Below are 26,061 nucleotides of genomic sequence, written 5' to 3'. Positions count from 1 at the left end.
TATGAATTCCGGAGGAGCAAATGCAGCAGTTACACAGTTACCTTTCAGGCGGCTGGGTGTTCGGCCAGGGCATCGCCCGCGAAATCCATCACGCCGTTACCGGCGAACCGCTGTATCAGGTTTGTTCCGACGGGCTGCCGCTGGCCGCCAGCCTGGAGTATGCGCGCAGCCGGGGTGGCAAGGCGCTGGCGCAGATGACTTTCCAGCAGCGCGCGCAGATGATGAAAGCGGTGGCCAAACACCTGCTGGCCCATAAAGAAGTGCTGTATGAAATTTCGTACCAGACCGGCGCGACCCGCAGTGACGGCTGGGTGGATATTGAAGGCGGTATCGCCACGCTGTTTGCCTATGCCGGTCTGGCAGGCCGTGAACTGCCGGACGATACCCTGTGGCCGGAAGACGAACTGATCCCGCTGTCCAAACAGTCGCAGTTCGCCGCCCGCCATGTGCTGACTTCACGTCCTGGCGTGGCCTTGCATATCAATGCCTTTAACTTCCCCTGCTGGGGGATGCTGGAAAAGCTGGCACCGACCTGGCTGGCGGGGATGCCAGCGATCATCAAACCGGCAACCGCCACCGCGCAGTTAACGCAGGCGATGGTCAAATTGATTATCGACAGCGGGTTGGTGCCGGAGGGCGCGCTGCAACTGGTGTGCGGCGGTATCGGCGACATGTTTGAGCATCTCGATTATCAGGATGCGGTGACCTTTACCGGCTCGGCGCAGACCGGTCAGCAGTTGCGGGCCCATCCGCGCCTGCTGGAAAAATCCATTGCCTTCACCATGGAGGCCGATTCGCTCAACTGCTGTGTGTTGGGGGAAGATGTGACACCGCAAATGCCGGAGTTTGCGCTGTTTATCAAAGAAGTGTGCCGCGAGATGACCGCCAAGGCCGGGCAAAAATGTACCGCCATCCGGCGGATTATCGTGCCGGCAAAGCGGGTGGCAGAAGTGCAGCAGGCGCTGTTGCAACGCCTGGCCGGGGTCACGGTGGGTGACCCTAAACTGGAACAGGTGCGCATGGGGGCGCTGGTCAGCCACGAACAACGCAATGACGTGCAGCAAAAGGTCGATTTCCTGCTGCATAACGGCTGTGAACCCTTGTGCGGTGCCGTGGCGGATAAACTGACAGTGATGGGCGAAAATGCGAATAACGGCGCATTTTACCCGGCCACCCTGTTGTACTGCGCCGATCCCTTCACCCATCAGGCGGTGCACGGTACCGAAGCCTTTGGCCCGGTGGCGACGCTGATGCCTTATCAGCACACCGAACAGGCGATCGAACTGGCGTTAATGGGCCAGGGCAGCCTGGCGGGATCGCTGGTGACCGCCGATGAAACTTTGGCAACGCGGTTTATCCGCGCGACGGCCTGCGCCCATGGCCGTATGCTGATTTTGGATCAACAGGCGGCGGTGGAGTCTACCGGCCACGGTTCCCCGTTACCCATGCTGGTGCACGGCGGGCCAGGGCGAGCGGGGGGCGGTGAGGAACTGGGCGGGTTACGGGCGGTAAAACACTATATGCAACGCACGGCGATCCAGGGCAGCCCGGCGATGCTGGCGGCGATTGGCCGCGAGTGGGTGCGCGGGGCGACGGTGATTGAGGATCCGGTTCATCCGTTCCGTAAATACTTTGAACAACTGCGGCTGGGTGAAAGCCTGCTCACCGCACGGCGTACCCTGACCGAAGCCGATATCGTTAACTTTGCCTGTCTGAGCGGTGACCATTTTTATGCTCATATGGACAAAATCGGTGCCGCCGAATCCCTGTTTGGCGAACGGGTCGCGCATGGCTACTTTGTAGTTTCTGCCGCTGCCGGTTTGTTTGTCGACCCGGGGGTAGGGCCGGTGATCGCTAACTACGGCATGGAAAACCTGCGTTTTATCGAGCCGGTGAAAATTGGCGATACCATCCAGGTGCGGCTGACCTGCAAGAAGAAAATCCGCAAGCCGCAGAAAACCGCGGAAGATCGTCCGCATGGCGTGGTGGTGTGGGATGTGCAGGTGCTTAATCAGCATCAGCAGGCGGTGGCGCTGTACAGTATTCTGACGCTGGTAGCCCGCCAGCAAGGGGATTTTGAGGCGGCAAGCTAAAGACGGAGGGGATGGCAGCTATGTTAAGATGCGCCATCCCCCTGACTAATAATTGTGCCTATGACGATCCAACAACTCCAGCTAAGTGGCTTCCGTTCTATCCGCAACCTGCAACTGCAACTGGGCCGCCTGAATGTGATTAGCGGCCCGAACGGCTGCGGTAAATCCAACCTGTATAAAGCGGTACGGCTGATCCACGAGGCGGCATGTGGGCGCTTGTCTACGGCGTTGGCCGAGGAGGGCGGCATTCAGAAGGCGATGTGGGCCGGAGGATTGCGCCCGGGCGAGCGGCGGGGCGATCCGAAACGGATGTTGCTGTCTGCCACCCTTGAGGACTTCGATTATCAGTTGCAGCTGGGGTTCCCCGATCCTACCGACAGTCTGTTTCAACTCGATCCGCTGGTCAAAGAGGAATCGCTGTGGATCACCGGCCATGGCCGTCGCCCGTCGACGCGGGTGCTGGAGCGGCGTAATCAAAGCGCATTCCTGACCAATATTCAGGGCGAACGCACGACTTATCCCGCCAGTTTGCATGCAGAGGAGTCGGTGTTTGGTCAGCTTGCCGACCCTCATCTGTATCCTGAAGTGTCGCAGGTACGGGAAAACCTGCGCCAGTGGCGTTTTTATCATGAGTTTGCCGTTTGGCCCGGTTCGCCACTGCGTGCGCCGCAGGTGGGTATCCGCGCGCCGGTGCTGGCGCATGACGGCAGCAATCTGGCCGCCGCTTTTGAAACCGTTTGCGAGATAGGCAACGGGGAGTTGTTGCATGAGATCCTGGGGCAGGCCTTTCCGGACAGTGAGTTTGAAATACAGGCACCGCAGGGGCGCTTTCAGCTATTGATGCATCGGGCCGGGATTTTACGGCCTTTGGACAGTGCCGAGCTTTCGGACGGTACGCTGCGTTTTCTCTGCCTGGCGGTGGCGATGCTCAGCCCGCGGCCACCGGCATTTATGGCCTTTAACGAACCGGAAAACAGTCTACATCCGCAGTTGCTGCCAGCACTGGCAATGCTGATCGCCGAGGCCAGCCGATACAGCCAACTTTGGATCACCAGCCATTCACCACAATTGGCCGAACTGATTGGCCGCCACAGCCTGGTCACGCATTATCAACTGGCGCAGCAACAGGGGGAAACCCTGCTGCTAACCGCGGATTAAATCAAGGGTTTGCGCAGCAGCGTTTCCAGCATTTTTAGCGGCGACTGGCGTGGATTTTTCATCGCGCTGACCGGCAGCAGGAAGGTTTGTTCCAACATAAACTGGCCGGCCATCGCTGCATGCGGCGTCTGATCGGAAAAACAGATCCAACTGCTGCCCGGCGGCAGGTCGAGTGCCAACTGGGGGCCTTGCTGTTGGTAGTTTTGGTCGGCTTTCATCGCATCGTGCAGGTGCAGCATCAGGTGGTCGTAATGGCTGCGGCGGCGCTTGGTGATGCCGACTGTATGCTGTAGCCAACTGCTCAATGGCGAATAGCGCGGCAGGCGCGGTATAAAACGTCGTGCCAATTGGGGAAAGGGTTCGCCGACGCGCCATTGGCGATGCTCGCCGTGCGGATTGATGTTGGTAAAAATACGCAGGATGCGTTCCCCCTGATTGGGGCGTGACGGGAAGGCGTCAACGTGCAAACGACTGTCGTCCTTGCGCCATGAACTGGTCGCGCGCCAGGCTGAAACCGGGTGCAGGCGCAGCGTGTTAACCGGTGAATGCAAGGTCTGCTGATAATGAGGCAGTAAACCGGCGATTAACTGTCGGCTGGCCTGATAATAACGTTCCAGCAATGCCTGTACCTGCGGCCGTTGCGCCGCTATTGCTACGCCAGATAATTTTTGGCTTTCTGGCCAATAGCTGATGTTTTTACGTTTTATATCCACCAGTGCGGGATCCAATAACGTTATTTCATCGGCTAACAATGGAAATTTCAATTCGGGTAAAAACAATACTTTTCCTTGCTCCAGCGCCTCAACGGCGGTGTGGGCAACAGGCAGAGGGGCACTGTCCCACAGCCGTTGTGGCAATGTCATCAACGCCTGTTCCGGCATAAGGCTATCCATAAGCATCCAATCTCCTTGCAAAGTAGGGTTCTTTTGATTTTTTTATTTGAATGGAATTTATAACCCGCGGGAATTATTCGCGAATTGAATTAGTGGGTAATAAGCTGACTTTAATAATGGTAGCATTATTAAAATTCGCCAAACACTAAACAGAGATTAAACGATGTGCTAATCGCACGAATGGGTAAAAATAGATTTAAGCGGAATTAATGGGTTTATTGGTAATAAATCAAAAGCATCGATTATACCCGTCATCTTTCAAGCCGCAGCGTTGTTACCTGCTTACAAGGCCCATCCATGGGCCTTGCCCTTTCAGGGCCGCTGCAAGCAGCGTTCAAATCTGTTCCCGACAGATTTGTCGCTCACCCCAGTTACTTACTAAAGTAAGCGCCTGGGGATGAGCGAGCTGGGCGCCTAGCTGCAACTTGAAAGCTATAGGGTATAGGCATGATGATTTTACTCTGTGGCTTGATTTTATCCGGGCCGCCTTTTGCTAAAGGCGGCCCCGCGGGTCAAGCGGAGTAAATGCGGTTTTTGCCCTGGGCTTTCGCCTGGTACAGTGCGCTGTCAGCCTGATTGATAAAGCTCATCGGCGTGTCGTTATACATATGCGGCACCTTGGCGTAGATCCCTATGCTGATGGTGATGACGCCATGGGGGTTGCCGTCATGAGGTATTTTTAGCGCGCGCACCGCTTCGATGACGCGCTCGGCGAAAATCAGTGCGCCCTGAGCGTCGGTATCCGGCAATATGATGGCCATTTCTTCACCGCCGTAGCGGGCCATGATGTCGTTGCTGCGGCTGGCCATACCCTTGAGCATCTGTCCGATCTGTTGCAGACACTGGTCACCGGCGACGTGGCCATAGATGTCGTTATACTGCTTGAAATAGTCGATATCCAACATCAACAGCGCCACGCTGCGGTAGTTGCGTGAGGCGCGCATCAGCTCATTCTTTAAGGCGATATCAAACTGGCGGCGGTTGGCCAGCCCGGTCAGGCCGTCCAGCAAGGCCAGTTCTTCCAGGGTCCGGTTGATGCTGGTGAGCTGATCGCGAGTGCGCATCAGCTCGGCTTCGGTGCGCACGCTGTGGTTAATCTGACGCATCAACACCAGCCCCATGGCCAACAGGATGGCAAGCAGAGTGGCCCCCCCCAGGGCAAACAGGCCGGAGTCGTTGCGCCAATCAGCCAGCACATCTTTTTTCGACAACCCGGCGGCAATCACCAGCGGATAGCGGTTAACCCGCGAATAGCCGTAAATCCGTTCTACCTTGTCGTAGCGCGAGGTAATGGTGGCATTGCCGAATTCGGAGTGTGGCAATATTTCCCGGAACAGCACGCCTTCGGAAATATTCTTGCCGATGGCCGCCAGGGAATAAGGGCGACGGTAGAGGATGGTGCCATCCGCCAATAACAGATTGAGTGAAGCATCGCTGTTTAGCGCAAAGGTATCGTAAAACTGGCGGAAATAATTGATATACAATGTGGCCAGCACGACCCCGGCAAAGCTGCCGTCCGGGTGGTTGATACGGCGTGATACCGGAATGATCAAATCACCGGTAGAGCGGCTGCGCACCACCTTGCCGATATAAACGGCATTGCTGTTGTGCTCGAGGTGATATTTAAAATATTCCCGGTCGGCATTGTTGGCATTTTGTACAAAGCGGCCTGATGAAGTGACGATCCAATTGCCTTGTGCATCGTACACAAACAGCCCGTGCAGTTGCGGCAGGTTACCCACCTGGGTTTGCATCACTTTTTGCAATCGTAACAGCTGTGGGCTGGCCAGCCCGTCAACCTGAATGCGTTCACTCAGGTCGGACAGCGTGCTGTCGGTCTGCATAAAGGTGTCATCGGCATGCTGCGCCAGCGCACGGGCCAAATTGGCCGATTCATACTCGGCACTTTGCAAGTCGCGCTGATGGGCATTCCAAATTTGCCAGGCGTTAAACAGGATCAGCGTAACGGCAACGATGACGACAAACACGCCGGCCTGAAATAATAACGGGGAGTTTTTACCGTTGCGAGGCCGTTCGGCATCCTGCAGTTGCTGCTGTGTCATGTCACCCTTGCTGTACAATCTTTAAATCGAGGTAAGAACAATCCTACATCTTATTCGTTAATCACCTGGACCACTACACCTTAAACGGTGAAAATGAATAAGTTGTTGAGGGCAGAGGAAGAATATATTGGCTCCGATTATACCCTCCGCATTAAACCTACGGAGAGAATACAGGGATCGCTCGCATGTCTGACTACATCATTATTACTTTGCTGACGCTGGCGGTTTATTACCCGGTGACGCTGGGAGTGCTGGCGTTAATGATCCTGTTTGCCTGGCGGCAGCGTAAATCACCGTACTGGCGTTTGGGATTGGTGCTGCTGACGGCGCTGTTTGTGCTGTTCGCCATGGCGGCCTATGACTGGTATCACTACAACGGATGATGGATGCCAGGGTGCCCGCTATCAGAGGCGGACACCGCAGCGGGATGACGAACTATTCAACGTTAATCATCCAATTGACGCCAAACTGGTCGGTCAACATACCAAAACCTTTGGCCCAGAAGGTGGACTGATAAGGCATGGTCACTTGGCCGCCCTGCGACAGTTTTTCAAACAGTTCGCGCCCTTGATCCACGGTACTCGGGTTGAGCGACAGGGCAAATCCCTTGTGTGATGCGTCGGCGCCATCCTGTGGGCAGCCATCCGAGGCCATCAGCGCGGTTTCCCCTATCAGCAGCCGGGCATGCATGATGGACTCCGGATTGACATCTTGAGGGTTGCCCTGTTTGGCTTCCTCGGGCATCTCTTTGTAACGCATCATCATTTCAAGCGTGGCACCCAACTGCTGCACGTAGAAGTTCACTGCCTGCTCACAGTTACCGCTAAAGAATAAATAGGGTTGAATCACCATGACATTGACCTCTGTTATGGCCCGTCTGGGCGTTTAGCGGCCTACGGCGGGCGGAAAACAATAGTTTCTCATTGCGACTATTGCTGTTGGAAACTTACAAGTGTAGTGCGATTTCCGCTGAATGTTTGGCTGCCGATCACGCTGTGGGTATTTTTTGTACACTTGGAAGTATTGACCGAAAAACCGGGATGGTTCATCCCGATTTGGACAGATTATCTGAGCGGTCACAGTTCCTATACTCGTTACAACCTTCACTAACGGAGTCACTGTAATGAGCAAGCAATCTTTGAATGGAAAAGTGGTGTTGATCGCTGGCGGTGCGAAGAACCTGGGTGGCCTGGTGGCGCGCGATCTGGCGGCCAGTGGGGCAGCAGCGATAGTGGTGCATTACAACAGCGACGCAACCCGGGCGGCAGCGGAGGAAACGCTGAAGGCGGTTCACGCGGCGGGCGCCCAGGCGATAGCGGTACAGGGCGATTTGACTCAGCCCGCTAACGTGGCGCAGCTGTTTGAGCAAGCGGTCAAGGCATTCGGCAAAGTGGATATTGCCGTCAATACCGCCGGTCTGGTGATCAAAAAACCGATTGCCGAGGTGACCGAAGCGGATTACGACAGCAGTTTTGACATCAATTCCAAGGCGGCTTTCTTCTTTATCCAGCAGGCAGGCAAGCATTTGGCCGACAACGGTCGGATTGTGTCCATTGTCAGTTCGCTGCTGGCGGCTTATACGCCGTTTTATGCCGTCTATCCGGGTAGCAAGGCACCGGTGGAGCACTTTACTCGTGCCGCGTCCAAAGAGTTTGGCGAGCGGGGCATCAGCGTGAATGCCATCGGCCCTGGCCCGATGGATACGCCGTTCTTCTACGGTCAGGAAAGCAAAGAGGCAGTGGAGTATCACAGCAGTGCCGCTGCGCTGAGCAAGTTCTCAAAAACCGGCCTGACCGACATTGAGGACATCGCGCCGATCGTCAAATTTCTGGTCACCGACGGCTGGTGGATCACCGGGCAGACGCTGTTTGCCAACGGTGGCTATACTACCCGTTAATATCAATTTTGCTGCGGCCGGTGCCGCAGCCTGTTTAACAGGATGCACTGCCGGTGGATAAAATAGGGAGATTGCGGGTCTTTATCCAGGTGGCCGAAGTGGGCAGTTTTATCCGGGCTTCGCAAATCCTGCTGATGCCAAAAACCACGGTTTCGGCCGCGATACAGCAATTGGAACATGAAATGGGCGCCCGCCTGTTTCATCGCACCACTCGCCGGGTACAACTGACCAGCGACGGTGAACTGTTGCTCGAAAAAGCACGCAGCCTGCTGTTTGACGTGCAGGCATTGGAAAGTCTGTTTCACCGGCAAAACGGCCCGATCGGGGGGCGCTTGACGGTTGATGTCCCCAGCCGCATCGCCCGGCGAATGATCGTGCCGGCGCTGCCGGACTTTTTCCAGCAGTACCCTGAAATTCAACTGTTTCTCAGCGCCAGCGACCGTTCAGTCGATTTGATCCAGGAAGGGATCGACTGCGTGGTCCGTGTCGGTAGCCTCAGCGACAGCAGCCTGGTCAGCCAGCCGCTGGGCCGCCTGAGTATGATCAACTGTGCCAGCCCGGATTATTTGCAGCGTTACGGTACGCCGGAGCATCCCGCCCAATTGGCAGAACATTGGGTTGTGGGCTATGCACAGCCGACTTTGGCAGGGGCGGATAGCTGGCAGTGGCAGCAGGATGGACAGCTTTTTGAAAAAACGCTGCGTAGCCGGGTGACGGTGAACAACGTAGAAAACTATATCGGTTGTTGCCTGGTGGGGTTGGGAATGATGCAGATACCGCGTTTTGACGTTCAACACTACCTGGATAACGGCAGCCTGTGCGAGATCTTGCCGCAGGCCCGGCCACCGGCAATGAGCATGGCTTTGCTTTATCCCCATCGTCGTCAGCGTTCGGCGCGTTTAACCGCCTTTGCCGAATGGTTCAGCCAGTTAATCAAGCCGTTTTGCGAAACCTGAGGCCTGGCGGTTAATGAGATTTTTATCCAAGCGCAGTGGCATTTCTTGTTGGCTTTCAGACAATTAATGTTCTGTAAAAACAAGACACAATTAAAATCGCCAAAAAAGTGACAAAGAATGTGTAACATTACATCAGCAGAGCAGCTGAGCCATCCCAGACGGCAGCCAGGGCATAAATTGCGGCCAGTATCAGTATAAATGGCGTGTTGGTCATGATCGGTCTCCGGCGTGAAGCCTCACCTGTCGTTCTTTTTATTATAGCCGGTGCAAATGACAGCGAGATGAATGCGGTTAATTTTTGCACAGGTAAATTCAGACAGACGGAAGTGGGTAAACTGCTGATATTTGACTATAGTCATTGTGTAAAGACGCGCGTTTATCGAGATTTACCCTGTATCGTTCTGCCGTTAAGGGAAGGGGCAGGTGTGAAAGTAGCGAGCAGGCGCCGTCGTGGGTCTGGTGATAGGTTTTCTTAAGGCAAAAAGTAATAGGGAGAGTAAAAATGGGCATCATTTCCTGGATCATTTTTGGGTTAATTGCCGGTATTTTGGCGAAATGGATCATGCCGGGCAAAGACGGCGGCGGCTTTATCATGACCGTTATCCTGGGGGTCATAGGTGCCGTTGTCGGCGGCTATATCAGTACCTTCTTCGGTATGGGTCGTGTCGATGGCTTCAATCTGGGCAGCTTTGTTGTCGCAGTCATCGGTGCCCTGGTGGTGCTTTTTGTCTACAGAAAGATCAGAAACTAATCGGTTACTGATCGACAGGGTCGCTGCGGCGGCCCTTTTTTCGTTAAATCACAAGGGTCGAGCGGCCTGAGCCGACGACTGGAAGGGGATTACCATGGGTCTGTTTGATAGCGTATTGGGTAATATTCTCGGCGGCGCCAACGGTAAAGGCATCGATTACGTCGCCATCATGCAATGGGTTGAGCAACAGGGCGGCCTGCAGGCGATTCTGGACAAGTTCCGTCAGGGGCAATTCGGCGATGTGGTCGGTTCATGGCTGGGCAACGGTGAAAACCAGCAGATTAACGGTGACCATGTGCAGCAGGCACTGGGCAGCGATGCCATCAATCAGCTGGCCGAAAAGCTGGGCGTCGATCCGGCTCAGGCATCCGCCACTATTGCGCAGTTCCTGCCAACGGTTGCTGACGCCGCATCGCCAAATGGCGAAGTGCAGCAGGACAGTAATGAACTGGGCGATATGGTCGGTAAACTGTTCAAATAATATTTATGCCCCCGGCGCCTGGTCGGGGGCATAGTTTAACGTCATGCCTTCAATGTTCCCCAACGCCGTCAGCAAATACTCGACCCAGGCCCGCACCTTGCCGGGAATAAACCGCGCAGCGGGATAAACCGCATGCAGCGCCATCGGCGGATAACGCCAGGCCGGCAAAATGGGCACCAGTGTGCCACTCGCCAATTGCCGACCGATCAACGGTCGCTGTGCGCCGCCAATACCCAGCCCCGACTCAATCGCCGCCAGCAGTGAAAATGTATTGTTAGCACGAAATACCGGACGCAGATCCACCATCTCGGGGCCATGCGGGCCGATTAACGTCAGCGTGTCTGCGTCACTCAGGCCGCTGTAACGGATGTGTGGATGGGTTGCCAGCTCTGCCAGAGTTTGCGGTTCACCCTGTGCTGCCAGGTAAGCCGGCGAGGCCACCAGAATACGTTGTAACTCTCCCAGTCGTCGCGCTACCGTGCCAGGCGAACTCAGTTCGCCAAAGCGGATCGCTACGTCAATGCCTTCACCGATCACATCCGCCCGACGATCGTCCAGCAACAGCTCGATATTCAGCTGCGGATGTTGTTGCTGAAAGGCGATCGCCAGCGGCGTCAGGTGTTGTTGGCCGAAACCTGTTGGTGCATGGATGCGTAATGACCCCTGCAGCCGCAGGTTTTGGCCATGTAGCACTTCTTCCGCTTCATCCACCGCCGCCAGAATCGGTTTGATTTGCCGATAATAGCCCGCGCCGGCATCGGTCAGCGTAACGGCGCGGGTGCTGCGAAACAGCAGTTGTGCGTGCAGCTGTTGCTCCAGGCCGGCGATCTGTTGGCTGACCGCCGGTTGTGTCAGGCCCAGATCGCGAGCGGCGGCCGACAGGCTGCCCAATTCGGCTACCCGAACAAAAGTCTGCATGGCGTTTAGCTTGTCCATCGGCCCTCCATCTATAGATTTTTCTTATAAGTGATAGTCATAAACCCCCTCTACCGCAAGCTTAACTAATCAATCACAGTGAAAGTCTCAATAGATACTGAAGCGGAGACATAACATGCAAAACAAAAAACTGGCGCTGGTAGTCGGCGCTAACGGCGTTATTGGCGGTAAGCTGATTGAAGAGCTGGAACAACAAGGTTGGCAGGTGATTGGCCTGTCGCGGCGCGGAGGCGTTGACCGGTCGCAGGTGCGTTATCTGGCGGTCGATCTGTTGGATGCGCAGGCCACGCGTGATGCCTTGCGTCCGTTGACCCAGGTCAGCCACATTTTCTACGCTGCCTATCAGGATGCGCCGGACTGGGCGGGGCTGGTGGCGCCCAACCTGGCGATGTTAAGCAACGTGGTGGAGGCGTTGGAACCGGTGGCGCACGGGCTGGAGCACATTAGCCTGATGCAAGGCTATAAAGTGTATGGCGCCCATTTGGGGCCGTTCAAAACCCCGGCGCGTGAGAGTGATGCCGGGCACATGCCGCCGGAGTTCAACCTGGAGCAGCAAAGCTATCTTGAACAGCGCCAGCAGGGGAAAAACTGGCACTGGAGCGCCATTCGCCCCAGCGTCGTCGGCGGCTTCTCGCTGGGCAACCCGATGAATCTGGCGCTGACCCTGGCGGTTTATGCCTCGATCAGCAAAGCGCTGGGGCTGCCACTGCGCTTTCCCGGCAAACCTGGGGCTTACCACAGCCTGCTGGAAATGACCGATGCCGGGTTACTGGCGCGGGCTACCTTGTGGGCGGCGACGGAGCCGGCGGCGGCTAATCAGGCATTTAACATCAATAACGGTGACCTGTTCCGCTGGAGCGAGCTGTGGCCGAAAATTGCCGGCTATTTTGAGCTGAAAGTGGCGCCGCCGTTGCCGATGCCGCTGGAGTCGGTGATGGCGGATAAAAGTGAGCTGTGGCAGACGTTGGCGCAACGGCATGATTTGGTCGAGACGGATTACCGTGCGGTGGCGAGTTGGCGTTTTGCCGATTTTGTTTTCTCGTGGGATTACGACATGTTTGCCGATGGCAGTAAGGCACGCCGTTTTGGCTTCCATCAATTTGTCGAAACCGAAGCGATGCTGTTCACGCTGTTTGACGAATTTCGCCGTCGCAAGATAATTCCTTAAGTCGGCTGGCGGGACGGGCGTTTTTTATGGCAATCTTTGGCTGCCGCACGAAGCGGCAGTCAGGAGGCCGTCACCCCGACAGGCCCGGATCAATGATGAGGAATTAACCGTGACAGGGATAACTGCCATACTGACGCTTTTGCTGGCGCTGGTGACTATCGCGCCACTTTCAAAGCATGCAGCCTGGTGGATCCGGGTGTGGGATTTCCCCCGCCTGCAAATACTGGCGCTCTCGCTGCTGGTGTTATTGCTTAACCTGCTGTTTGTACCGCTGTCACCCTGGGTGTGGGGCATGATGGCCGTGAACCTGGCCTGCGTGGCTTATCAGGCCGCGTGGATTTACCCTTATACCCGGCTGAGCAAACCCCAGGTGCTGGATTTTACCGGTTACCAGAAGAAACCGCGTATCCGCATTTTGGTGTCCAACGTGTTAACGCCCAATCGCCAGGCGGAGAAACTGCTGGCGTTGGTGGCGACCGAACGGCCGGACGTGCTGGTGGCGGTAGAAACCGACGCCTGGTGGGAGCAGCAGCTGTCGGTGCTGGAACAGGACTATCCTCACAGCTTGAAATGCCCGCTGGATAACCTGTACGGCATGCATGTCTATTCGCGGCTGAAACTCAGCGATGCGCAAATACAATATCTGGTGGATGAGCAGATCCCATCGATGCACATGATGGTGCATTTACCGCAAGGACCGCAGGTGCGCCTGCACTGTGTGCACCCGATGCCGCCGAGCCCGACCGAGAATGAAGAGTCGGAAGATCGCGATGCCGAACTGGTGATGGTCGGTAAAAGCGCGGCCAAATCGGAGTTACCGGTGATTGTGACCGGCGATCTGAACGATGTGGCCTGGTCGACCACCACCCGGCTGTTCCTGAAAGTCAGCGGCCTGTTGGATCCGCGCCGTGGGCGTGGCATGTTCAGCACTTTCCACGCCGGTTATCCGTTCCTGCGTTGGCCTCTGGACCATGTGTTTCATAGCGATCATTTTGTGCTTGGCTCACTGCGCCGCTTAACCAGCGTCGGCTCGGATCATTTCCCGATCATGGTGGAGCTGGTGTACTCGCCGAAGCAGGGGGCACAGCAGGAAAGCCTGGAGAAAGACAGCGAAGACGAAGCGTTGGCGCAAGAGAAATTAGCCAATACCGATTCTACGCCGGAGGAAGTACACACCCCAGGCAGTTGAAAACGTCCCCCCGCAACCACTACTGCGGGGGGGCGCGTGAGCTAGATAGTCAGCATGATTTTACCGATATGCTGACTGGACTCCATCAGCGCATGGGCTTCGGCGGCCTGATCCAGCGGGAAAGTTTTGAATATCTGCGGTTTTAATGCACCGCGCTCCAGCAGTGGCCACACCTTCTGGTGTAAATCAGCGGCAATTTGCGCTTTATCTTCCACGCTGCGTGCACGCAAGGTCGAGCCGGTATGGGTCAGGCGCTTGATCAGCAGCGGCATCAGGTTCAGTTCCTTCACCACGCCGTTCTGGGTGCCGATTTGCACAATGCGGCCGTCCATCGCCGCCGCCTGATAGTTCTTCGCCACGTAGTCACCGGCAATCAAATCGACAATCACGTCGGCTCCCTTGCCGTTAGTGGCGCGCTGGGTCTGCTCAACAAAATCTTCGCTGCGGTAGTTAATCGCCACATCGGCACCCAATGCCAGACTGGCCTGGCGTTTTTCTTCGGAGCCGACGGTGGTGATCACCTTGGCGCAAAAGGCTTTCGCCAGCAGGGTAGCGACAGTGCCGATACCGGAGGTGCCGCCGTGGATCAACACGGTTTCTCCGGCCTTAAGGCGCCCGCGTTGGAACACGTTAACCCAAACCGTAAAGAAGGTTTCCGGGATCGCCGCCGCTTCAATCAGGCTAAAGCCCTCGGGGACCGGCAGCGCATTGCTTTCATGCACTTTGCAGTATTCTGCGTAGCCGCCGCCGGCAATCAGGGCGCAAACCGCGTCGCCGATGGCGTAATTTTGTACCCCAACACCGGTAGCGACTACGGTACCGGCGATCTCCAGACCAGGAATATCCGATGCACCAGCAGGCGGTGCATATTGGCCGCGGCGTTGCAACACATCAGGGCGGTTAACGCCGGCGGCAGCGACCTTCACCAGAATTTCTCCCTGTTGCAGGGTTGGCAGCGGTCTTTGGCTGCTAATCAGAACCTCTGGTTCGCCAGGCTGGCTGATTTCGATGACTTTCATGGTGCTGGGCAGCGCTGGGTTGGCTGACATGGTGATTCTCCTCAGTTGGCGTTCAGGCGCAGTAACCAGTGTAGGTAACCACCTGCTGTAATTCATGTTTTATATTACAGAAATGCCGAAGGGAGAATGTGGATCATAGGGCGGTCGTAAGGGGAAAGGTGGGGCGCCGCCGCAGGGGCGGCATGGGATCAGTCATTAGGCGGGATGCGGAAACCTTTTAGCGAGACGATAAAATGTTCTTTCCCTTTGGAGATTTTGGCGCCTCGATCACACCACAGGCTGGCGAGCTGGAAAAAGTCGTCGCTGTCGATGTCATAGGCCAGTTCGATTTTTTTTGCCGTGCCGTAGCGGATCAGCTTTTCGGCTTCCTGGTGGTTGGTTGCTCTAATGGTGGTCATAACGAAATCCTTGGTATTAAGCCAGTGCGGATAATCGTCGACCATGATATGGCTGTATTGTGACAATTTTGTGATAAAAAAATGACAGAGTGCGATTCTGTGGCCAGGGGCAGGGTGTTAATGCCCTACCCCTGTACGCTTGCATTAACGATCGTGTGGACGCAGCAGGGTACTTTTCTTCTGTGATTTAAAGTGCTTATACAGTGCGAATCCTGCGATGCCGGCTAATACGGCCAGCAAAGATAAATATTCAGTCGCCATCTGACAACCCTCCGATAAAGCATGGCTAAGGAGTGGCTATTTGTGACAGCTATCACGTTACGCAGCAATGAGAGCATTCTGTAAGTCGGCAGGTGGTTGATATTTAGACATAAAAAAAGCGCCTATAGGGAGGCGCATAAAATATTGCAACACAGCTTGTTGTGTTCAGCACCAGGAGGAGTGGTGAACAGAGTGTCATTGTATGAACACTGTGCTGCGGCCGATATAGGGATAACTCTTAAAGCCGAGTTACCACTGATAACCCATGCTCACATTGTAATCAGATGCCTGATCGGTGGAGTAGGGATCCGACTGGCGGCGGCGATCGGTTTTTTTCACCGGGCCGAGATTAGGGCCGTAATTAAGCGACGAAGACGACTTGGCGCGCGGGCGACTGCAGCCGGGATGTTCACATTCCATATCAACGCGAAAACCGGTTTTATCTTCTGTTTCCGACCATACCACCGGTGGCTTGGTTTTTTTTTCTGGGCCAAGGGCAGTTTGCGGTGCGGGCACCGGCTTGATGCTGGGGTCCGGTGCGGTGTAGGACAGGTCCAGCGCCTGGGCGGGGGCGCTCAGTATCAACAGAGCGGTGCAGCAGGACGCTGCCAGCGTATGCCATCTCAGCATGGTCAATCTCCCTTTATAGTTACGCAGCGCAACTATAAAACAGTCAGACGAGAATTACTATCATTTGTAGCCGGTAATTAATAACAATGTGAAGCATTGGCGGCGCCCTTGTTCGGGTCTACTCTATGAATAACTTCCCTTATAAGACATCGGGCTATGACCAATGACACTGCGGCGTTGAGCTTACGCCAACGCAGTTACCGACTGTTGTTCGACAATCACTCCCGTAGCGGCCGCAGGATGGAGGCTTTTTGGGTCATTACCGCCTTGCTCAGCGTGGTATTGCTGTTCCTTGAGCCAGGCGGCAGCGCATTGTTCTCGCCTGGTCGCGAGGCTGTTTATCTTTTCCTCTGGGCCGAGGTGATTTTTACCGTCATTTTCACGCTTGAATACGTGCTACGGCTGTGGTGTACGCCTGCCGATCAGCATTACGCCTTGAGCTTTTTCGGTGTGATTGATTTGCTGACGGTGTTGCCGCTGTACATCATCTGGCTGTATCCGCATATGACGGTGGAATTCGTGATGCTGCTGCGCGTGGTGCGGGTATTGCGGGTGCTACGGGTGCTGAAACTGCTGCGTTACATGAGTGAGATGGGCATGATCTGGCGCAGCATCAAGCTGGCACGCCACAAGTTGGCGATGTTTTTTGGTTTTGTCGCCGTGGTGCTGTGCGTTTTTGGCGGTTTGATGTATGCGATTGAGGGCGGTAATGGCGGCTTTACCAGCCTGGCGGCCTCCGTCTATTGGGCGGTAGTGACGCTGACCACCGTGGGATACGGTGATATCGTTCCCCATACGCCGGTGGGGCGCTTGCTGACCTCGGTGCTTATCCTGCTGGGCTATTCAATCATCGCGGTGCCGACCGGCATTCTGACGGCCTATATGTCGCAGGAGCTGCAGCGTAACCGTGAAAGGCGTAATTGTGAGCAATGTCAAAGAGGTGGCCATGAGACAGAGGCCATATTTTGTAAATATTGTGGCAGTGCCTTACCCCCGCTAGCCGGGAAACACAGTCACAAATGACGAAGAATTAAGCGAATCGGGTGAAATCCTGTGCGTTTAGCCTCGTTTCTAATGAGGGGCTTATAAAAAGAGTTGCTATTAAAGTCCCATCGTGAGTTAATGCTTCTCGGCCTGTGGTACAGACCTATTTATGCACGACATTTTGAGTAAAGTAGTTCAAATTTAAAGCGTTATCCTAGATAGCTCTTCACTGACGAATTTCCTTTCTAGTGCCTCCATAAGTAACTGATGACCGGCTATTTCTTGCCCATGGTGGCGTAAATTTAATATTGTAGGAATTAAACATGTCTAACATGATCAAAGGTCAAGTGAAGTGGTTCAACGAGTCTAAAGGTTTCGGTTTCATCACTCCAGCAGACGGCAGCAAAGATGTGTTCGTACACTTCTCTGCTATCCAGGATCAAGGCTTCAAGACCCTGGCTGAAGGCCAGAACGTACAGTTCTCTATCGAGAACGGTGCTAAAGGTCCGTCAGCGGCTAACGTTACCGCTATCTAATCGGCCTCTCGCTGATTAATAAAAACCCGCCAAGGCGGGTTTTTTTGTGCCTGTTATTCGGCGCAGGCAAAAAAAAAGCCCGCAAGTCTGCGGGCAAAAGTTCCTTGTTACTTCTTCATTTGCAGGTACTTCTCTGGGGGGAAGCACCAGAGAACAGACTACCCGTTGCGCGCTTAAGATTCTGCGGACAAAACGTTAAGAAAGTGAAAATGCCACAGCCCGGATGGGCTGCTACGCTTGTAGAAAGGCGCTGCGCTGGTGAGCTGCGGATTTACTGCCAGAGTAGGGTATTTTTCTCACCACATTTTGTAATACACTGACATCAATGATAAATGATGGGGTAGGGCATGAAAGCTAACGATCTGGTAACGGTAAAAACTGATGGTGAGCAACGGCGTGAGGGCGTGATTCTGGCGGTAGAAGAGTTTAACGAAGGGGTCATGTATCTGGTCTCTTTGCCTGACTATCCTGCCGGTGTCTGGTTCTTTAACGAGATAGACAGCCGTGACGGCACCTTTGTTGAACTGCGACAGGCCGCTTCTCAGGCTCCAGACTCCAAATAGCCCAATTTGTTAATTTAATTTGCAAGATTTACGGTGGGTGATTATTTCACGGCGCTAGGAATAATCTGTTTTTTGCTGCGGGAATACCCGCCGCGGCCGAGATTTTCGTCGCGAGCAGGTATTTAGGTTATTTAAATGCGTGGTTTCCAGCACCCTGTGCTGAACAACATTTAAAACCAACGTTTGGCAGAGTACACAACAAAGCTTTTAACCTAGCGGCTATTGACAAATATCCCGCTGGTTAGCGTGTCGGTCAAACGAACAACATGGTAAATAATCTGTTTGTTGTGCGTTTTAATTTTTCTTTTGATATTTCCCTTGTGGGAAGAGACAGTTTTGGCTTTAATTTGCATCTGGTCGGATATCTGGATGGTACCCTGACCCGACATCCACATGCGCAGCATGTTTGATTCAGTTTGGCTGAGCGTAACCGGTGTCTGATCAAATGAAGTTTTTTCAGTGCGAGGCGTTTTTCTTTCCAGATAGTGACTAAGTAGTTGATTCATAGTCTCTGGTTTGATCGATTTTGACGAGATGATGACATTTTTACGAACATATAAATAATCGTCAAAATGTACGTTGGTGATGGCCATAAAGATGAAGAATAAGGTGTCAGGGTGCAGTGAAATCACCCCTTTTATACGTTCCGTCGCGTTCGCTTCGTGTATAAAACAGTCTTCGTTAATAAACACCAGGCTAGGCTTCAACTTGCTGCATTTTTCATGCAGATCGTCGATATCACCAATAGCATTAATCTGGCGTTTTTTTACTCCGTGCGTTGTCAGATAGTCTGTCAAACCCAATCTGGTATAGCTACATGAATCCATAATGATCGTTGGCATATCTCACCCCCACTTAAATCCGTTTTACCGCGGTAACAAAAAGAAAAAGCCTGAAGCCTAAAAGGCAAAAAAGAACAAAAAGAGTCACATCTAGGAATGTTCTATCAATAAATACGGTAGTACTCAACGATATTTTCTTTCTAAACTAATTAACATCATGAACCTATAAGTTTAGCTTAAGTCAGAATAATCTGCTGGCACAAGGATTGCGGGGCAACAACGCCAACTGGTGCTTGAGCCGCGTGCTCGCTGGTATTTTTATCATTGAATCTGCCCATCATGTCACGAAACGAAATTTTAGATTGCTAGGAAAAATCTTAAAAAAAATTCATGTGTTGTTTTTTTAACATTTCTTAGCCTATTTATTCATCAGCGCTAATGCTGCAAGGTTTTAATGATTTTATTTTTAATAATATTATCATAAAGTTATATTGTTTTTGTTGTTTTTTGATAATGATAATTCTTCCATTCCTTATCACTTGCGATAACCAATAGTCACACAGAGTTAACATTGGTTGGTCTTTTTGTTACGGAAATTGGCGTTATAACAAAGGGTTGATGTGATTATTCGTGCTGTTATGACAAATGTGATAAATGTCAGCGAGTGATTAATTGGTTTTACTGAAGTATTTGGGCAGTACCCAAGGACACCAATATCCATTGCCCGGCTGCGGGGTTACTGCTGCCGTAGAATAATCACCGGCAGCAATCAATAGTGTGGCGTTACCTTGACCTGCCCAATCAGCCAGGCTCTGCCAGACAGTGACGCATCGATTTCAACGCCAGATGGATATCGCTTTCCTCGGTCATCCAATTAACCAATGCGGCACGGATCCCCGGTTGTCCGTTATAACGGGTGGGGGTACAGCGCACTACGCCGTGCCGATCGAGACGGGCTATAAAGCGATCGCGTGCCGCAGTAGCGTCACCTTCGACATTTTTGAGTGCAAAGCACACTACGTTCAGATTGACGGGTGCCAGCAGGTGGAAACCCGCGCTGGCCATCAGTTCGGCACCCAGCAACTGTGCCAGTCGCACGTTGCGCTCAACCATATCTTGCATACCGCCGCGACCATAAGCTTTCAGCGCCATCCACAACGGCAGGGCGCGAAAACGCCGTGAGTTTTCTGGCGTCAGGTGCAAATAGTTGTCTGGCCGCAGCGTCGGCGCTTCCAGATAAGCCGAATGGTTCTGGAAGACCTCCATTTGTAATGCCAGATGACGGCTGAATTGGATCGCGCTGTCGTAGGGCACGTTCAACCATTTATGCGCATCGACGGTAATCGAGTCAGCCTGCTCCCAACCGGCTAACCGTGGCGCATAGTGCGGTGAACAGGCCGCCACGCCACCAAAGGCCGCATCAACGTGTAACCAGAACGGGTAACGCTCGCGCAGCGCCAGCAGTTGCTGCAGGTCGTCGAAGACCACGGTATTCACCGTTCCAGCGCTGGCCAGCACCAGGGTCGGTACATCGACGCTGGCGGCCAGATGCCGTTCCAGCGCGGCCAGGTCGATAGCTTCGGAGTTTGGCAGGCTGTCGATAATTTTCAATGCGTCGCGACCGATGCCTAGCATGCTGAGTGCTTTTATGCTGCTGGAGTGCGCATTCGCCGATAGCACCTGTATGGGCCCCAACGCTGTCAGCCCCTGTTCCGCGACATTGATGCCGCGCTGCTGCCCCAGCCACTGGCGGCCGATAGCCATGCCGACAAAGTTGGCCATGGTTGCCCCACTAACAAAACTGCCGTTGAATGCCTCTGGCAGGCCCAACAAGTCTTTTAGCTGCACAATGGTCGCCAGTTCAATTGCCGCGGCCACGGTATCGTGGCTCAGCTGACTGTTTTGGTCGATAGCACTAACCAGCCAGTCTGCGGCCAATGCGGCAGGGGTCGAGCCGCCGGTAACAAAGCCAAAATAACGCGGTCCGGCGCTGGCAGAAAGACCCTCGGCATAACGTAACCAGAAATCGTCCAGTGCCGCCAGTGCGCCATCGCCGCCGTTTGCCAGTAAATTGTCCCCCGGCTGTAGCTGTTGAGCCGCCAGAGGAGGGCAAACCGGGCGTTGTTGCAAACCCGTCAGGAAGCCTTTGGCCAACTGCCGGGTGCGGTCGAGTATCTGTGGAAATTGCTCAAGGTCCTGCTGTAAACGTGGGTGCATCACTGACTCCAGATGTAAAGGGCATGAGTGACAGCCTAGAACATTTGCTTTGTGGCGAAAATCGATGAAAAATGGCCTTTTTGGATAGTCTGGATAACCAATGTTAAATGACTCGATTCCACTGCACATTCTGCCGACCTTTGTGATTGCCGCCCGGTTAGAGAATTTGCGCGCTACCGCCCTGCAAGTTCATCTTACCCATGGTGCCGTCAGTCAGCAGATCCAACAGCTCGAACGGGCCATCGGCTGCCCGCTGTTTGAACGGCAGGGGCGCGGGCTGCGCCTGAATAGCGCCGGGCGTGAGCTGTTGGCCGTTGCCGAACCGGCGCTGCAGGCATTGCAGCAGGGCGTCGGTCGGGTCAGGAGGATTGCGCAAAGTCAGGCGTTGCGTATCAGCGTGCTGCCTTCTTTCGCGCATTACTGGTTAATGCCGCGTCTGCCATCTTTTCATGCGGCCTGTGCCGACATTGCACTGGATATCGATGCCTCGCTGGCGGTACAGGATCTGGTGCGTAAAGGGTTTGATGCAGCCATTCGCCTCGGCAATGGCCAATGGCCCGATATGCAGACACAGTGGATAGCCTCCGGAGAGGTGGTGCCGGTGGCTACCCCGGCGCTGGCCGAACAGTGGCAGGCAGCCTTTGACCGTGGCGCGTTAGGCATACCGCTGTTGGAACACGACGTTACGCCGTGGCGTAGCTGGTTCACTGCTCAGCAGCAGAAGGAGTCCGGCCGCCCCTTGGCGTTATTCAATGATGCGGGATTGTTGATCCGCGCGGCTGAGCAAGGGTTTGGCATCGCGCTGGTGAAAAAGCTGTTGGTGAATGATGCGCTGGCAGAGGGGCGGTTGACCGCACTGGCACCGGCACGGCATCTTGATCAGATAGACTTTTATCTGGTTTGGCCGCAGGCCGCCGGATTGACACCGGCGGTCGAAGCATTATTGCACTGGTTGCAGCGGCAATTGGCCTGAGTTTAGCGGCGTAGCCATTGCGGCTGTGAACTGCCAAGGGTTGTCGCGGGCAATGCCCAGAGCAGTGCCGTGCCATTCCACTGTAACGGCGCGATAAGGCGTTGCGCCGCTCCCCAATGGGTCAGCTCGGTTTCCGGGTTTTCATCCGCCGCGGTGGCTGCAGCCAGCGGCGTTAACGGATGTTGTTGCGGGTAAGGATTATCAAACAGCAGTTGTGCCGTTCGCGCCAGGGATAATCGGGCGCTGTAGCCGGTACCCTGTCGCAGGCGTTGACGCATGCCGTGCAGCACCGCCGTCGCCATCAGGTAGCCGGTTGCGTGATCCAGAGCCTGTACCGGCAGGGGGACGGGTATGGCGGCGTTTTTCCATTGCATACCGGACTCTGCCAGCCCGCAGCTCATTTGCACCAGGCTGTCGAAACCGCGCCGTCCTCGCCACGGGCCACTCCAGCCATAGGCGTTGAGACAAACGTCGATCAATCCCGGCGATAATGTACGGCGTTGTTCTGCACCATAACCCAGTTTTTCCAGCGCCCCGGCGCGATAGCCATGAACCAGAACGTCGGCGTTTTTCAGTAAATGTTCGAAGGTGTGGCGATCGTGGGGGTTTGTCAGATTCAGCCGTGCGCAGCGCTTACCAAGGATCACTTCATGTTCGACGCCGGGCTCATCCCAGCCGTAGGGATCGATGCGTAATACGTCGGCCCCCAACCCTGCCAGAAAACGGGTGGCTACCGGCCCGGCGATAATTCGCGTCAAGTCCAGCACCCGCACGCCGTGCAGTGGTCTGGCGGCAGGTAACGCCCAACCGGGGGGCGGAGCTTCCGCTTGTTGTTGCTGATGGCAAAGCGGCTCCAGCGCAACGCTCTTGCCCTGAATATGTTGCCGCCACGCCTCGACCGAGCGCATTTCAGCCGCGCAGCCGCCGGCCTCGATCACTGCCAGCTCCAGTTCACTTTTTTTCCACGTCAGCACCTTTTGCGCCAGTACGTTTTTATCCTGATGCGGGCCCAGCACTTGTTCTACGGCTTTGCGGTGATGGGGGGCATTGGTATGCAGGCGGATCCAACCATCTCTGGTGGCGTAGTCTCCCGCCAGCGCGTCCCAGGCGGCCGGCAATGACCAGCCCAGTGGGCGTAAGGTCCAGCCGAACCACAGCGATGCCAGGCGGCGATCGACAAACACCTGCGGTTCACCGCCCTGATTTTGTTGTAGCAGTTGGCAGCAGGCCAGCCCGGCGGCCCCCAGGCTGGCGGTTGCCAGCTCGCTGACCGGGAATGCGCTGTTCAAACTGCCTTCACCACCGACCGTCAGTGGGATTGCTGGCGCGTTGTCGCTGTGGCCGAAACTTTGCCCGATTTCTGCGAGCAGTGTTTGAGTAAGGGTATCCATCATCAACTCCAGGTTGCCGGTCGGGGGGACTGTGCCTAGCCTAGTTCACCCCGACCGGAGTTGCTATGGCGTGATGTTCAGGATGCGACCGTCCGCCAGTTTGGCGCGCAGGGTATGGGCGGCAATGCCGTCGAACGCTTGTTGGCCAAAGTTGGCCGTCAGGGTTGAACCGTCGCTGAAGGTGGTTTGCTGCACCCAACCGGCTTGATCAAGCCATTGGAAGTCGGTCAGTGCCTTATCCCACAGCACCAGATGCAGCGGACGGAAGGCCGCATCTGCCTGTTTGATTTGCGGCAGGCGCGTTTGCAAGGTTGCGCGGCTGAGATGGAACATCGGCGCGGTGTTGTACAACATGCTCAGCAGGCTGCGGGTGGTTTTGACATCGCTAAACTTCAGGTTGTCGTAATTCCAGTGGTGGCTGCTGATCACCGCATCGTGAAAGACCGCCTGATACATCGGCAGGCGATAGCGCGGATCAAATTCCACCGTGCGATAAGGCTCTTTTACCTTGGCCGGGCTGAAGAAGAAGGCCGGCTGGGCATTGGGCCACCAGGCACCCAGGTAATAAGGCGAGGACTTGTCCTGATTCATCTGTTTGTCCCCCCAGCCAAATCCCCAGGTTTCCATGCCGTGGGCAAACATAATGTGGCGTGCGGTCACCGCGTTGCCATCTTCGGAGCCGAGGGGCAGCTTAAGGGTATTGCTGAACCAGGCCAGCCGCGCATTGCGGGCCTGCGCCATTTGTGCTGCACCGGTCGGGTGATCGGGCTGATAGTCGTCGGAAACCATCCCGGTACCGTCAACGTCCAAAAACAGGCTGTTTAGCCCGGCCAATTGCACCAGTTCACGCATGCGCTGCTGAGAGTAAGGCAGTACGCAGCCCGGATTCAGGTAGTAGCCCTGCTTGCCGAAACCGGGTTTTTTACTGCCGTCGGCCCGGACTATGGCGCACTTTTCACGTAGCGCCGTCGGCAGTTGGGCAGTTAGCCAACTGTCATTGATTCCGCGAGGGATCGCGGTGTCGTAAGAGTCATAACTGGCAATCAGGTAACCCGATTTTTTAGCACTTTCTACCGCCTGCGGATGCAGGAATTCGGCGGTCCAGTTATCGGTACCCAGCCACAAACGGGGCAGGCCGGCCTGGTGCAGCGCCTCGACCAGCGGTTTCGCCAGCCCCTGGCCCCAGCTCTCCGCCAGCCCCTGGCCCCAGCTCTCCGCCGGTGCCAGGTAGGCTCCAAGCTGTCGTTGTGCCCATTCCCGGATGTCAACGGCTTGCTGGCGCTGTGCCTGCAGGAAACCGGCATCATCCGGTGTCGCCTTGAGCGGCGTCAGCGCTACCAATGCCTGATTAACCGCGTCAGCGAGTGCTTGTTGCTGCCAGGCTTCTGGCGTTTTTCCTGCCAATTTTTGCACGGTTTTCTGGCTATCGGCGTCCATTTTTTGCCACAGCGTTTTGCCGGTTGTCGATGTCAGCCAGGCAAGCAGACCCGGCCAATTCTTCACGTCGGCCGGTGCCAACAGCTTGTCGCCCCACAGATAAATATGGGTGGCACCTATCAGTTTCTCACCTTCCGGCGCGATACGGATTTTATCGCGCAGGCTGCTGAACTGCCCGTTTTGCTGTAGATACTCGCGGTAACGGCGAGCACCGGACAGTGGGTTATCCCCCACATGCAGTAATACCTCGAAGGCCTGCTGTTGATTAAAACGGTTGAACTGGTGGCTGCTGCGCATGGTGAGCCGGTTTTTGGCACTGCTGAAGCTGACCTGATTACTGAACGGGGTAAGCAGTAACCAGCTATACACCTTGCCTTGCTGTTGTTGGCTCCACAGCGGCAGCTTCAGATCCCAGTTGGTATCCAGCGGCGTCATCTCTTTTATCAGGTAGCGCTGCCAGACGGCATTATCCAACGGGATACGGCTGCCTTCGCCAATCGGTAACAGCAGAGTGGTGGTCTGTGACGGCAGGCTGAACCAATCCAGCGTTTGCGCCCGGCTGCTGCTGAAGCTCAGGCGCAAATCGCTGCCTTCCAGCCTGGCGGTTAGCTGCATGGCGCTGTTGGGCCATTGCCAACTGGCCTGGGCAGGCGTGCTTTGCAGGTCGGCTACGGGTTGACGGGTTTGCGCCTGGTTGACCTGAATCTTGCCTGCGGTGATCTGCAGCGTGGCCGGATCGATTTCATATCGGGCTTCACCCTGTTGCAAGAGCAGGGCCTGGGCGGGGAAGCCGGCAAGCAGGGCGAGGCTGATAGAGAGGCGAAGCATGTTCATCGAATAGTTGTCCTTGCTGATGATTGTCCTGCTGAACTTTCAGTTTATCGGGAATTAACGGGCTGCCCAACGGCAATTATCTATAATCGTGTGATGAGTCAAATAGACGAATTCATTGAGTTTAGTTTTTGTTTAATAATTTGGCCTTTACATCATCACCCCGCGTCACTATACTCAGCCAAAATTTCAGTGAGGAAACACAATTGGACAGTTTTAGTTGCGGTGATATAAACAAGGCAAGCTGACCGATCCTCTTCTGATTTGTTGCTTGCCGAAAACGGCGGGCAGCACCCCTCTCAAGTTATTCCGAGCTGTGCAAACCCGAATCTTATTGTTGTCCCTGTTGCCCAATGGCAGCGGGTGAATTGATTTGGACGCTATTATGGCCACTTTCAGCCACAGCCTTTTCCCTCCAGGCATTAACACGCTCAACCGCTGATTTATTATCGGC

General features: G+C 54.9%; 24 protein-coding genes. 13 read left to right on the top strand and 11 right to left on the bottom strand.

Annotated features, from left to right (window positions below; translation table 11 throughout):
• Window positions 1–20 precede the first annotated feature (20 nt).
• Both paaZ and FCL49_RS11280 read left to right on the top strand, forming a co-directional pair.
• Window positions 21–2,093, top strand: coding sequence for a phenylacetic acid degradation bifunctional protein PaaZ (paaZ, locus tag FCL49_RS11285; RefSeq protein ID WP_174353665.1), 2,073 nt, complete (start codon window positions 21–23; stop codon window positions 2,091–2,093).
• Window positions 2,094–2,153: 60 nt separating this feature from the next.
• Window positions 2,154–3,251 (top strand): AAA family ATPase, encoded by a 1,098-nt coding sequence (locus tag FCL49_RS11280; RefSeq protein ID WP_174353664.1) that lies wholly within the window; start codon window positions 2,154–2,156, stop codon window positions 3,249–3,251.
• Here FCL49_RS11280 and FCL49_RS11275 read toward each other — a convergent pair.
• The gene (locus FCL49_RS11275) at window positions 3,248–4,144 is read right to left on the bottom strand and encodes a Kdo hydroxylase family protein (RefSeq protein WP_174353663.1); all 897 of its coding nucleotides are present in this window, start codon (window positions 4,142–4,144) and stop codon (window positions 3,248–3,250) included. The two genes, FCL49_RS11280 and FCL49_RS11275, sit on opposite strands and share 4 nt — an antisense overlap.
• A 512-nt stretch (window positions 4,145–4,656) precedes the next feature.
• Window positions 4,657–6,207 (bottom strand): sensor domain-containing diguanylate cyclase, encoded by a 1,551-nt coding sequence (locus FCL49_RS11270; RefSeq protein WP_174353662.1) that lies wholly within the window; start codon window positions 6,205–6,207, stop codon window positions 4,657–4,659.
• A 185-nt stretch (window positions 6,208–6,392) separates the two neighbouring features.
• Here FCL49_RS11270 and FCL49_RS11265 point away from each other — a divergent pair, with 185 nt between their 5' ends.
• Window positions 6,393–6,590 carry a hypothetical protein gene (locus FCL49_RS11265; RefSeq protein WP_174353661.1) on the top strand — a complete coding sequence of 66 codons (198 nt, stop codon included), beginning with the start codon at window positions 6,393–6,395 and terminating at the stop codon, window positions 6,588–6,590.
• Between the two features lie 52 nt (window positions 6,591–6,642).
• Here the strand turns inward: FCL49_RS11265 and FCL49_RS11260 are convergent, their stop codons facing one another.
• A complete protein-coding gene (locus FCL49_RS11260; protein WP_174353660.1) occupies window positions 6,643–7,059 on the bottom strand; it encodes a VOC family protein in 417 nt (138 codons plus the stop codon).
• Between the two features lie 271 nt (window positions 7,060–7,330).
• Between FCL49_RS11260 and FCL49_RS11255 the strand changes: the two genes are divergently transcribed.
• From FCL49_RS11255 to FCL49_RS11240, 4 genes are all read left to right on the top strand, one after another.
• Entirely contained in the window at window positions 7,331–8,104 is a 774-nt protein-coding gene (locus FCL49_RS11255; protein WP_174353659.1) for an SDR family oxidoreductase, read from the top strand.
• A 53-nt stretch (window positions 8,105–8,157) separates the two neighbouring features.
• Window positions 8,158–9,060: a LysR family transcriptional regulator gene (locus tag FCL49_RS11250; RefSeq protein WP_174353658.1), complete on the top strand. Its 903-nt coding sequence runs from the start codon at window positions 8,158–8,160 to the stop codon at window positions 9,058–9,060.
• A 502-nt stretch (window positions 9,061–9,562) separates the two neighbouring features.
• Window positions 9,563–9,811, top strand: coding sequence for a GlsB/YeaQ/YmgE family stress response membrane protein (locus FCL49_RS11245; RefSeq protein WP_135317107.1), 249 nt, complete (start codon window positions 9,563–9,565; stop codon window positions 9,809–9,811).
• Between the two features lie 94 nt (window positions 9,812–9,905).
• On the top strand, window positions 9,906–10,292 hold the full coding sequence (locus FCL49_RS11240) for a YidB family protein (RefSeq protein ID WP_174353657.1): 387 nt from the start codon (window positions 9,906–9,908) through the stop codon (window positions 10,290–10,292).
• A 3-nt stretch (window positions 10,293–10,295) separates the two neighbouring features.
• On the opposite strand, the gene FCL49_RS11235 is transcribed toward FCL49_RS11240, so the two are convergent.
• On the bottom strand, window positions 10,296–11,228 hold the full coding sequence (locus FCL49_RS11235) for a LysR family transcriptional regulator (protein WP_174353656.1): 933 nt from the start codon (window positions 11,226–11,228) through the stop codon (window positions 10,296–10,298).
• Window positions 11,229–11,343: 115 nt separating this feature from the next.
• Between FCL49_RS11235 and FCL49_RS11230 the strand changes: the two genes are divergently transcribed.
• Together FCL49_RS11230 and FCL49_RS11225 are read left to right on the top strand one after the other, a co-directional pair.
• A complete protein-coding gene (locus tag FCL49_RS11230) occupies window positions 11,344–12,396 on the top strand; it encodes an SDR family oxidoreductase (RefSeq protein WP_174353655.1) in 1,053 nt (350 codons plus the stop codon).
• Window positions 12,397–12,505: 109 nt separating this feature from the next.
• Window positions 12,506–13,585 (top strand): endonuclease/exonuclease/phosphatase family protein, encoded by a 1,080-nt coding sequence (locus FCL49_RS11225; RefSeq protein WP_174353654.1) that lies wholly within the window; start codon window positions 12,506–12,508, stop codon window positions 13,583–13,585.
• Window positions 13,586–13,626: 41 nt separating this feature from the next.
• Here FCL49_RS11225 and FCL49_RS11220 read toward each other — a convergent pair whose 3' ends face one another.
• The 3 genes from FCL49_RS11220 to FCL49_RS11210 all read right to left on the bottom strand — a co-directional run bounded on the left by FCL49_RS11220 (window position 13,627) and on the right by FCL49_RS11210 (window position 15,893).
• Complete coding sequence (locus tag FCL49_RS11220) at window positions 13,627–14,634, bottom strand: NAD(P)H-quinone oxidoreductase (RefSeq protein ID WP_174353653.1); 1,008 nt, start codon at window positions 14,632–14,634, stop codon at window positions 13,627–13,629.
• Window positions 14,635–14,792: 158 nt separating this feature from the next.
• Window positions 14,793–15,002 (bottom strand): hypothetical protein, encoded by a 210-nt coding sequence (locus FCL49_RS11215; protein ID WP_012145776.1) that lies wholly within the window; start codon window positions 15,000–15,002, stop codon window positions 14,793–14,795.
• A 510-nt stretch (window positions 15,003–15,512) separates the two neighbouring features.
• Window positions 15,513–15,893 carry a hypothetical protein gene (locus FCL49_RS11210; protein ID WP_174353652.1) on the bottom strand — a complete coding sequence of 127 codons (381 nt, stop codon included), beginning with the start codon at window positions 15,891–15,893 and terminating at the stop codon, window positions 15,513–15,515.
• A 156-nt stretch (window positions 15,894–16,049) separates the two neighbouring features.
• On the opposite strand from FCL49_RS11210, the gene FCL49_RS11205 reads away from it, so the two are divergent.
• The 3 genes from FCL49_RS11205 to dsrB all read left to right on the top strand — a co-directional run bounded on the left by FCL49_RS11205 (window position 16,050) and on the right by dsrB (window position 17,976).
• Window positions 16,050–16,916 carry an ion transporter gene (locus tag FCL49_RS11205; RefSeq protein ID WP_174353651.1) on the top strand — a complete coding sequence of 289 codons (867 nt, stop codon included), beginning with the start codon at window positions 16,050–16,052 and terminating at the stop codon, window positions 16,914–16,916.
• 284 nt (window positions 16,917–17,200) lie between these two features.
• On the top strand, window positions 17,201–17,413 hold the full coding sequence (gene cspE / locus FCL49_RS11200; protein WP_004946278.1) for a transcription antiterminator/RNA stability regulator CspE: 213 nt from the start codon (window positions 17,201–17,203) through the stop codon (window positions 17,411–17,413).
• Window positions 17,414–17,760: 347 nt separating this feature from the next.
• Window positions 17,761–17,976, top strand: coding sequence for a protein DsrB (gene dsrB / locus FCL49_RS11195; RefSeq protein ID WP_174353650.1), 216 nt, complete (start codon window positions 17,761–17,763; stop codon window positions 17,974–17,976).
• A 212-nt stretch (window positions 17,977–18,188) separates the two neighbouring features.
• On the opposite strand, the gene rcsA is transcribed toward dsrB, so the two are convergent.
• Both rcsA and FCL49_RS11185 read right to left on the bottom strand, forming a co-directional pair.
• The gene (gene rcsA / locus FCL49_RS11190) at window positions 18,189–18,818 is read right to left on the bottom strand and encodes a transcriptional regulator RcsA (RefSeq protein WP_174353649.1); all 630 of its coding nucleotides are present in this window, start codon (window positions 18,816–18,818) and stop codon (window positions 18,189–18,191) included.
• A gap of 741 nt (window positions 18,819–19,559) precedes the next feature.
• Window positions 19,560–20,975 (bottom strand): pyridoxal phosphate-dependent decarboxylase family protein, encoded by a 1,416-nt coding sequence (locus FCL49_RS11185; RefSeq protein ID WP_174353648.1) that lies wholly within the window; start codon window positions 20,973–20,975, stop codon window positions 19,560–19,562.
• A gap of 100 nt (window positions 20,976–21,075) precedes the next feature.
• Between FCL49_RS11185 and FCL49_RS11180 the strand changes: the two genes are divergently transcribed.
• Window positions 21,076–21,948: a LysR substrate-binding domain-containing protein gene (locus tag FCL49_RS11180; protein WP_174353647.1), complete on the top strand. Its 873-nt coding sequence runs from the start codon at window positions 21,076–21,078 to the stop codon at window positions 21,946–21,948.
• 2 nt (window positions 21,949–21,950) lie between these two features.
• On the opposite strand, the gene FCL49_RS11175 is transcribed toward FCL49_RS11180, so the two are convergent.
• Both FCL49_RS11175 and FCL49_RS11170 read right to left on the bottom strand, forming a co-directional pair.
• The gene (locus tag FCL49_RS11175) at window positions 21,951–23,339 is read right to left on the bottom strand and encodes a CoA transferase (protein ID WP_174353988.1); all 1,389 of its coding nucleotides are present in this window, start codon (window positions 23,337–23,339) and stop codon (window positions 21,951–21,953) included.
• A gap of 63 nt (window positions 23,340–23,402) precedes the next feature.
• The gene (locus tag FCL49_RS11170) at window positions 23,403–25,610 is read right to left on the bottom strand and encodes a glycoside hydrolase (RefSeq protein WP_174353646.1); all 2,208 of its coding nucleotides are present in this window, start codon (window positions 25,608–25,610) and stop codon (window positions 23,403–23,405) included.
• Window positions 25,611–26,061: the final 451 nt, after the last annotated feature.

This window comes from Serratia proteamaculans (assembly GCF_013337185.1).
GTDB classification, from domain to species: Bacteria; Pseudomonadota; Gammaproteobacteria; order Enterobacterales; family Enterobacteriaceae; genus Serratia; species Serratia proteamaculans_D.
The sequence above is the reverse complement of the archived record's forward strand: the minus strand, read 5'-3'. Positions and strand labels throughout refer to the sequence as shown.